General features: G+C 68.1%; 8 protein-coding genes. 5 read left to right on the forward strand and 3 right to left on the reverse strand.

The annotated features are described in order from the left end of the window. Window positions 1-608 precede the first annotated feature (608 nt). A complete protein-coding gene (locus tag ABD901_RS57405; protein WP_380139669.1) occupies window positions 609-1,004 on the forward strand; it encodes a TnsA-like heteromeric transposase endonuclease subunit in 396 nt (131 codons plus the stop codon). Window positions 1,005-1,042: 38 nt separating this feature from the next. Here ABD901_RS57405 and ABD901_RS57410 read toward each other — a convergent pair whose 3' ends face one another. Further along, window positions 1,043-1,954, reverse strand: a complete 912-nt coding sequence (locus ABD901_RS57410; protein ID WP_345144639.1) for a LysR family transcriptional regulator — start codon at window positions 1,952-1,954, stop codon at window positions 1,043-1,045. Between the two features lie 327 nt (window positions 1,955-2,281). On the opposite strand from ABD901_RS57410, the gene ABD901_RS57415 reads away from it, so the two are divergent. The 4 genes from ABD901_RS57415 to ABD901_RS57430 all read left to right on the forward strand — a co-directional run bounded on the left by ABD901_RS57415 (window position 2,282) and on the right by ABD901_RS57430 (window position 5,850). Next, on the forward strand, window positions 2,282-3,016 hold the full coding sequence (locus tag ABD901_RS57415; RefSeq protein WP_345144641.1) for an SDR family NAD(P)-dependent oxidoreductase: 735 nt from the start codon (window positions 2,282-2,284) through the stop codon (window positions 3,014-3,016). Between the two features lie 333 nt (window positions 3,017-3,349). Next, window positions 3,350-3,973 (forward strand): NADPH-dependent F420 reductase, encoded by a 624-nt coding sequence (locus ABD901_RS57420; protein WP_345144643.1) that lies wholly within the window; start codon window positions 3,350-3,352, stop codon window positions 3,971-3,973. A gap of 209 nt (window positions 3,974-4,182) precedes the next feature. Beyond that, entirely contained in the window at window positions 4,183-5,124 is a 942-nt protein-coding gene (locus tag ABD901_RS57425; RefSeq protein ID WP_345144645.1) for an SDR family oxidoreductase, read from the forward strand. 57 nt (window positions 5,125-5,181) lie between these two features. Continuing rightward, complete coding sequence (locus ABD901_RS57430) at window positions 5,182-5,850, forward strand: NADPH-dependent F420 reductase (RefSeq protein ID WP_345144647.1); 669 nt, start codon at window positions 5,182-5,184, stop codon at window positions 5,848-5,850. 808 nt (window positions 5,851-6,658) lie between these two features. Here ABD901_RS57430 and ABD901_RS57435 read toward each other — a convergent pair. Beyond that, window positions 6,659-8,173, reverse strand: a complete 1,515-nt coding sequence (locus ABD901_RS57435; protein ID WP_345144649.1) for a phospholipase D-like domain-containing protein — start codon at window positions 8,171-8,173, stop codon at window positions 6,659-6,661. Next, window positions 8,170-9,308, reverse strand: a 1,139-nt coding sequence (locus tag ABD901_RS57440; RefSeq protein WP_345144651.1) for a phosphatase PAP2 family protein, incomplete at its 5' end; no start/stop codon positions are given. The genes ABD901_RS57435 and ABD901_RS57440, both read right to left, overlap by 4 nt.

Raw genomic sequence — 9,308 nt, forward strand, 5'->3', positions numbered from 1 at the left:
GTGGTCCCACCGCCATCCTGAACTCACGGGCTCGTAGCACCACAGACTGTTCGGCGTCGAACCGGGACGGACACGCGTGATTTTCCCGCCTCCACAACGGCCGGCGCCAGCCGGGCGCGGTTCCTGACTCGAAAATGTTCGGTGAGTGGGCCGGCGGCAGCATCGGGGCGTAGCCCCGATGGCCTGTGCGGTGGTGATGTTCGTCCGCGTTCGCCAAGATGCTTGAGTTCGTGGCCGGCTTCCTGGATGGGCAGTAGGACGCATCGCTGTACGAGCAGCTCACCGGCGACCCGGACCGGGTCGCGCAGGCCGCGCTCGCCGAGGCGGTGCTGAACTCTGCTGTCCGGTGCCATCGAAGGTGCTCGTGTGCCAACGAATCTGATCGACTGGCGGCGTGGTGCCATCGAAGGTGATCGGGTACGCGGGATGCTGCGGGAGTGAGGCTCGTTGATGAGCAGGTTGTATCGGTAGCGGGGTGAACCCGTCGGCGTTCGCCGTTGAGTTCGTGGGCGAGGACGGTGAGTCGCGTCGTGGGAGTTTGGGTTCGTGCTGGGATGTGCCGTTCGAGCGTGTGACGCCGGTTCGTCGGTTCCGTTGGGGGGAAAGGGCTGGGCAGCTACGCCGGTTGGTGGTGGTCCTCCACGATGGGCGACCACGTGGGTTTCGAGTCGTGGCTCGAACGTGATCATGCGATGCTGTTGGACTTCCAGGTCGATGTGGTGGCCTTGGCGTCGCAACCGTTTTGGTTGTCGTGGCGACACGAGGATCGAACGCGTCGTCATGTGCCGGACTTCTTCGCTCGGCAGGCTGACGGCTCGGGCGTCGTGATCGACGTCCGTCCTGACGATCAGATCCAGCAGGCCGACGCGGAGGCGTTCGACGCGACGGCACGGGCCGAATGGATTGCGACACCCGCTTTGTCGGTCGGCCGATATTGCCTCGGGATGTCTCGTCGGCCCTCGACAGATCACATCATCCGTGCGGATTCGCCGCATTCTCGATGAGATCGAGATCAACGGGTAAAGTTGCCTCGCTGAATTGATCAGCCGTGCTGTACAACGGCGCCGCTTCCAAGCTGCCACATTTCATAGTTCCCGCATTCTGCGGTTATCTCGGCCGCCGCCTGAGCCGCGGTGAAGAAGTCGTCGACCACCGGCGAGGTGCGCGATGCCGCCACCGCGAGGCACACCTGGTCGGGCGCCAGATCCGGGATGGGGACATAGCTGACTTCCGGATGTGAGTAGAACACGGTTGCCGAACGGGCCAGGAACGAAATGCCCCGGCCGGCCGCGACATGTTCGAGTGTCTCGTCCACCCCGCGTACCAGGTATCCGGCGTTAGGGTGCGGGCGCCTGGTGGGCTGCGTGTTCGTGTCCATGTGCCAGACCAGCGGCTCGCCGGCCAGGTCGGCCTCGGTGATGTGCTCCTTGCCGGCCAATCGGTGGCCGGCGGGCACCACTGCCACACGAGGTTCGGTGTACAGCGGGGTGACGCGCAGGCCGGTCTCGTCGATGGGCAGGCGCACGTAGGCGATGTCGATGCGGCCGTCGAGCAGCATCGTGGCCTGGTCGTCCCATTCGATCCGCTGCACGTCCACGATCACGTTCGGGTGCTGGGTGGCGAACTGCCGTACCGCTGGGGTGACCGCGATGCCCGCTCGGAAGCCGACCGTCAGCCGCTGGCTGCCGCGTGCGGCCACGGTCACCCGGTGGCGGACCGCGTGCGCGGTGGCCAGCAGCGGGCCGGCGTCGGTCAGCAACTGCCTGCCGGCGTCCGTCAGCATCACGCCGTGGCTGTCCCTTGTCAGCAGGGGGGTGCCGAGATCCTGTTCCAGGGCGCGGATCTGCCGGCTGAGCACTGGCTGCGCGATGTGCAGCTCATCGGCGGCGCGGCCGAAGTGCAGCTTCTCGGCGACGGCGACGAAGTAGCGCAACTTGCGCAGGTCCAGATCCATGGAGCCTCCCGGTCCGGCGATGCCTCCAGGGTATCGCAACCGCTGAAAGAGGTCTTGGACACCCATTCAGGCCAATGGCACCCTTAATAGGTACCTGATGGGGCCGGAGCGAATTCGGCATAAGAATTCGCCCTCGGACTTGGTAGCGGGGCCCGGAACCGGCACGGGCACATGATGAATTGAGCCAGGCCTGTCGCGTCATTCGACGGCATCGACGACACAACCGTTAACAACGGCGCTCCGACCAGCCATCGAGTACGTCTTATACACAGTCTTGTGCATAAGAACCGAACTGTTTTGGATACTCATCAATTCAACGGAGTGATCGTGGGAAAGCTCGATGGCAAGGTAGCGGTGATCACCGGCGGGTCCACCGGCATGGCACTGGCCGGCGCCCAACTGTTCGTCGAGGAAGGAGCGCATGTCTTCATCCAGGCCCGGCGGCAGGAAGCACTGGACGACGCCGTCAAGTTGATCGGCCGCAACGTCACCGCCGTCCAGGGTGACGCGGCCGAACTGGACGACCTGGACCGCTTGTACGACACCGTCAAGCAGGAAAAGGGCTCGATCGACGTGCTGTGGGCCAGTGCCGGGATGGGCGAACCCGCCGTCCTCGGCGAGATCACTGAGGAACAGTTCCACCGCGCCTTCTGGCTCAACGCGCGCGGCACCCTGTTCACCGTGCAGAAGGCACTGCCGCTGATCAACGACAACGGCTCGATCTTCATGACCGGATCCAACGCCTCCCTCGGCGCCTTCCCTGGCTGGAGCCTCTACGCGGGAAGCAAAGCCGTCCAGCAGGCCTGGGCCCGTGTCTGGCTCAACGAACTACGCGACCGCAAGATCCGGGTCAACGTCCTGACCCCCGGCCAGGTCGCCACCGCCAAACAGGAAGAACTGTTCGACGAGACAACCAAGGCCGCATTCGAGTCCCTCATCCCCCGCGGAAAGATGGGCCGCCCCGAAGAAATCGCCACGGTCGCCCTGTTCCTCGCCTCCGACGACTCCAGCTACGTCAACGGCCTGGAACTGGTCACCGACGGCGGCACCACCGCCATCTGAACCACACTCCAGGAATGCCATATTTTGGCGCCCGCTGCCGTCCGCCGTCGAAATGCAGGGTCACCTCGCGCCTCTCGTCGGCATGCAGCCCTGGGAACTGCACACCGAGGGAGGGTAACGGTCACGGGATGCCCTCGTCCCATGTCCTTGACTTGACCCCCTCTTTTGGAATGGCGGCAGGTTCACGCATCCCAACCTACCGGCGGACGACGAGCCGGAGGTGCCGGGAAAGGCGCGGCAGTTGGCCCAGAAACGTCGCGGCCGACGCCCTGCGCCCGACCCGGCACGAACGAGACAGAGCGACACCTCGAGAACAGGAAGAGAGCACACCTCATGGGCAGCATCACCCTCATCGGTACGGGGAACATGGCCCGTGCCATCGGCACGCTCGCGGTGGCGGGCGGTAACACCGTCGAGGTCATGGGACGCGATCAGTCCAAGGCCGATTGGCTGGCCAAGGCTCTGGGCGGCGGCTCGACGACGGGCAAGTGGGGCGCCGTCCCGGCCGGGGACATCGTCATCACGGCCCTGTTGTACGACAGTGTCGTTCCGGTCGTCGCCGAGTACGGAGACGCCCTCGCGGGCAAGGTCATCGTCGACATCAGCAACCCCTTCAACGCCTCGTTCGACGGACTGGCCCACAGCGAGGAGACCTCGATCGCGCAGGAAGTCGCCAAGGTGGCCCCGGCCAGCGCCAGCGTGGTGAAGGCATTCAACACCATTTTCCGTAATGTCCTGGAGAAGGGCCGGCCAAACGTCTTCATCGCTGGCGACAATGCGCAGGCCAAGGCGGGCGTGGCGGCATTCATCGAAAGCCTCGGGCTGCGCCCGCTGGACGTCGGCGGCCTGAAAATGGCGCACTGGCTGGAAGGAATGGGCCTGGTCACGGTGGGCCTCGCCGGCAACGGGGTTGGCCACGGGGACTTCGCCCTCGGCGTCAACGAATTTACCGGCTGAGCCCCCGGCGCTGAGCAGTCGGCGAACAGAGCCCCTGGACGCCGGAGGCCTGGAGACGGCGCACTGGCTGGAAGGGACGGGTCTGCTGATGATCAGCCTGGCCCGCCACGGCGTGGGGGACTTCAACTTCGCCCTCGGCGTCAGCAATCTCAGCTGAGCACACACGCACCACCACTTCTCGCGCCACCTCACTTATAAGGAACAGCAGCATGCGCGTTTTCGTCACTGGCGGGACCGGCCATTCCGGTTCGTACATCGTCCCCGAGCTCATCGCCGCCGGGCACGAGGTCACCGGCCTGGCCCGGTCAGACACGGCCGCGGCGGCGCTGTCCGCGCTCGGCGCGAAGGTACGCCGCGGCGACCTCGAGGATCTCGACGGGCTCAAGGAGGCGGCCGCGGACTCCGACGGCGTCATCCACGTCGCGCACCGACAGGACCTGCTTTTCTCCGGCGGAATCCACGCCGTGGCCGTCGCGGAGGTCCCAATCATGCTCGCCTACGGTGAGGCACTGGCGGGAACCGGAAAGCCGCTGGTCGCGGCGGGGAGCATCGGCTCGCCCGGGCAGGGATTCCTGGGCCGGACGGCCACCGAGGAGGACCCGGCCCTTCCCAGCGGCGATGAGCACAAGGGCACCCTACGGGCTCGTAACGTCGTGGAAACCACCGTAATCGGCCTCGCCGAGCGGGGCGTGCGGTCTTCGATCGTGCGGATCGCCAACATCGCGCACAGCACGACCGATCGTGCTGGCTTCCTCCCGACGCTGATCGCGCTCGCGAAGGAGAAGGGCTTCATCGGCTACCCCGGAGACGGCGCGAACCTGTGGAATGCCGTGCACATCCGCGATGTCGCCTCCGTGTTCCGCCTGGCGCTGGAGAAGGGCCCGGCCGGCAGATACTGGCACGCGGTCGACGACGGGGGCATCCCGTTCCGCGAGATCGCCGAGGCCATCGGCAGGCGTCTGGGCCTGCCCGCCGTGAGCGTTCCCATGGACGAACTGGTGCTGCCGGGATACTTCGGGTTCCTCGCGAACATCGTCACGCAGAGCTACCCGGCGTCCAACCTCGTCACCCGCCGGACCCTCGGCTGGGAACCCGCTCAGCCCCGCCTGCTCGCCGATCTGGACAACGGCCACTACTTCCCCGCCGACTGACCGCAAGGACCCGAATCGCCACGAGTCCGGCACATGACAAGGAGGACGGTTCAGAATATGACTACTGTGGGATTCATCGGCAGCGGCGCCATCGGCAGCACCATCGCGAGGCTCGCTGTCGAGGCCGGGCATCAGGTCGTGCTCAGCAACTCACGCGGTCCCGAAACGCTCGCAGACACGGTCGCGGAACTGGGGCCACGGGCGTCCGCGGCGACCAGCGGGGAAGCCGCAGCGGCCGGTGACATCGTCGTGATCACGGTGCCGGTCAATGCCTTCCCCAACCTGCCCGCCGCGCCGCTTGCCGGGAAAACGATCATCGACACATGCAACTACGGCCCCGAGCGTGACGGGCACATCTCCGAGCTCGACAACAAGTCGCTCACCTCAAGCGAGCTGCTGCTGCGGTACATCCCGGACGCCACGGTCGTGAAAGCGCTCAACAACATCTTCTTCAAGCACCTGCTGTCACTCGCCCGCCCAGCGGGGGCGGCCGAGCGCTCGTACCTGCCGATCGCCGGGGACTCCGCGCCGGCGAAGGCGGCGGTGACCGCATTCATCGAATCCATCGGGTACAGCGTGCTGGACGCCGGACCACTGGCCGACAGCTGGCGGCAGGCGACGGGCATGCCGGTATGGGGGACCCCGTACGGGCCGTACTCGAACGAGAAGGGCCAGCGGGCCTGCGAGGACGCCATCCGCGCGGCACTGGCCACCGCAACACGGTAAACCGCGAGTGGGCGCGAGCCGCGATACGGTCCGGCTGTGTTATGGCCACGTTCGGTAGGCCGCCGGGCGGGGCATAACGCAGTGGCACGCCATTCGCCCGAGTTTCCTACGAGAGTCTCAAGCAGCGACATAGAGGGTTCCGTCTACGTCACGCGGCCATCGTTCGCTGCATCCAGCGCAGCCACTCCGCTCGGCGCGGGCAGCAGATGGCGTTGACCGTCCGCGTCGGCCAGACCCGGGGCGAGCTGTCCGAAGATTGGCGGCCGGCCGGTATCCAGTTCAGCTCCCCTTGGCAACGAATAACCGCGAATTCATCGGCCGACACCGGCGTCCTCTTCTGCGATCCGCGTCATCCGTACCGTGTCCGGTAACGCACTGTAGTTGCGTTTGGATCATCCGACGGGCCGGTTCAGAGGTTTAGGTCCCGCACCCTCCAGCCACGTCGAACCGGGCAACTTCGATGGCACGCGCACGCGGAAAGCCAACTCCAGTCTCTTGACTCATGAACGAACCGGCATGCGCTCGTGCCATCCAACCGTGTCCGCACAGGTCAAGCGCGCCATGAACGCAGAGCATCTTCGATGGCACAGGACATCTGCGCCTTCGGCGGGGGTCCGGCACAGCGGGACAAGGATCGTCGTCGCGGATGGCGGTCGCGGCAGCGGCTCGGTCTGTCCTCGGAGCCGCTGCCTGGGCCTGTCGCGCGTCACGCCCAGGCTTCGCCTTACACCGACACGTCGCCGGTGCCACGCGGTCATTCCTCGACGGGAGCACGCGCAGGAGGCAGAAGAGTGAACGGTATGAACCGTCAGAAGGCACCGTCCCGGCGCAGCGCGCGGGGGCGGCCGTCGGGGTCGTGGACGTGCCGGTAGAGCAGGCCGGCCCACTGCGACGTCCACCACGACAGTCGCGGTGCGTGATATGGCAGCAGGCGTCCCGGGGGCCGGGCTCCCGCGCGGCCGCCGTCGTGCCACTGCTGCAGCGCCGCCGCCGAGGACTCGAACGCATCGACGAACGTGCCTGGATCGTCGTCGATCTCGACCCCCAGGTGCTCCCGCGCGAGGCGCAGCCGCAGCTCCCGCGCGTAGGCGCGGGTCGGGTCGACGACCGCGCAGGTCAGTTCCGAGTCGTGGGTCCAGGAGCGTAGCGAGACGTTGTCCGAGCCGATGGTGGCCCACGCGTCGTCCACGATACAGACCTTGGCGTGCACGTAGATCGGCGTGCCCTGGGCGTTTTCGGGGCTGAACACGTGCAGCCGGTCGCCGCCGGCCTCGTGCAGTATCGCGAGGGCGCGGTCCCGCCCGTACAACTGCGGGGTCTTGGCCAGGCGCCCGGGCGCGTCCGGGTGGCGCGGCACGACGGCGACCAGGTGCAGGTCGGGCTGCTCGCGCAGGGCGTCGGCGAAGCAGCCGGCGACCTGCGGCGACCACAGGTACTGGTCCTCGAGGTAGATGAGGCGCCGCGCCCGCGCGACCGCCTTGCGGTAGCCGCGCGCGACGCTGCGCTCCCCGTCGGGGGCGAAGGGGTATCCGCCGTGCCGGAACGGGTACGTGCGCAGCAACTGCACGCTCAGGGCCCCGGCCGGCGCCGGGTCGGGCAGCTGCGGCGGCATCGGGTCGGCGTGCGTGTCCTCGCGGGCGAGCCGGTCGTGCAGCCAGAAGATCGGATTGCGCGACAGCGGCGTCGGATCGTCCCAGCGCTCCCGGAACGTCGCCTCCACCTGGCCCACGACCGGTCCGCGCAGCTCCAGATGGACGTCGTGCCAGGGCGGCCGGGCGCCGTACTCCGGCGACATCGGCAGCGCCTGCGGGTCACCCTCGTGCGCCGAGGAGTCCCGCCGGCTGTGGCACAGATCGATCCCGCCGACGTAGGCGACGTCGAGCTCCGGGTGGCCGGGGTGGCGCAGCACGACGAACTTCTGGTGGTGCGAGCCGCCCGCGCGGACGCGCATGTCGCGCAGGCACTCGCCGCCGGCCGCCTCGATCTCCTCGCCGAGATGCTGGTTCTCCTGCTCGCTGAACTGCAGCCGGTCCAGATGGGAGCGCCAGATGAGCCCCTTGACGATGACGCCGCGCTCGGCCGCCTGGCACAGCACCTTGGAGATCTCGGTGCCGGGGCCGTCGAGCCGCTCGTCGGGGTCGCCGCGCCAGTCGGTGAACATCAGCAGGTCGCCGCGGCGCATGCGGCGGATCGCGGGCAGCAGCGCGCTGTAGTAGGCGTGCCCATCGACGAGCGGGCGCGCGGCGTTGCCGTCGGTCCACGCCTCTGTGAGGGCGGTGTGCGGGTTGCCGCGCTCCTCCTCGCTGAGGAACCAGTCGCTCATCGGACGGCCACCCGCTCCCGTTCGTGCTCCCGCGCGGATGCCTGGAACTGCTCCATGTCGCGGTTGGGCCGGATCAGCCACCACGTCGCGGTCACCCACAGCGCGGACAGGACAAGGCTGCCGAGCACGATGTCGGTCGGGTGGTGCATCCCGCGGTAGATCCGCGACACCGCGACCCACAGCGGCATCAGCACCGCGAGCGCAGGGAAAAGCCATCGCCACCACGCGCGGACGCGGGGCATGAACAGCAGCGCCGCGACGGCCCAGACGCACATCGTCGCCGCGACATGCCCGGACGGGAAGCTCGACGTGGGCATCTTGCCGTCCAGGTTCTCCACGTCGGGCCGGGCGCGGTCCACGATCGCCGCGCTGGCCAGGAACAGCGTCAGCTCGCCGAACATTACGGTGACCAGGAACACGACCGGGCGCCAGCGGCGGGCGACGGCCAGCGCGACCGCGCCGACGGCCAGGCCGATCGCGAGGATCGCGTGCGTGTTGCCGACCTCGCTGCCGACGATGCTCACGTGCCCGAGCCAGCCGGTGCGGTGGGCGGCGAACCAGTGCGGGAGGGTGCTGTCCCAAAGGACATTGCCATTTCCCTTGTGGTACCGCGCGAGCGGTGTCCCCAGCCCCACCAGTGCTCCGAAGGTGAGCACCCATGCGACCGCGATCGCGGTGACGATCCAGGCGGGTCCGCGCGGCGTGCCGTCCTGGCCGTGCCCGAGCGGCGCCGGTTGGAGCTCGCCGTCGTGCGGCTCGGTCGGGTGCAGATCGTCGGCCGCCTCCGGCTCCAGCCCCTCCTCGAGCGGCGCAGTGACCCGGTCGCCGTGCTGCTGGCGCATCAGTTCGAACGCGGCCGCGCAGAGCCCGATCCAGGCGGCGCCGAGCGCCCAGCCGCCGAGGACGTCGGAGAGGAAATGCACGCCGAGCGCCAGCCGGCTGAAGCCGATGAGCACCACGACGGCGCCGGTGGCGATCAGCACCGGGCGGCGCCAGCTGCGGCGCAGCGCGGGCAGGAACACCAGCAGCAGCGCGGCGTAGCAGATCAGGGAGTTCAGCGCGTGCCCGCTCGGGAAGCTGTTGCCGCCCCCGTGCGCCACCGGCTGCTCAACCACCGGCCGCAGCCGGCCGACCG

It is taken from the genome of Dactylosporangium darangshiense, from assembly GCF_039537565.1.
In the GTDB taxonomy this organism is placed as follows: Bacteria; Actinomycetota; Actinomycetes; order Mycobacteriales; family Micromonosporaceae; genus Dactylosporangium; species Dactylosporangium darangshiense.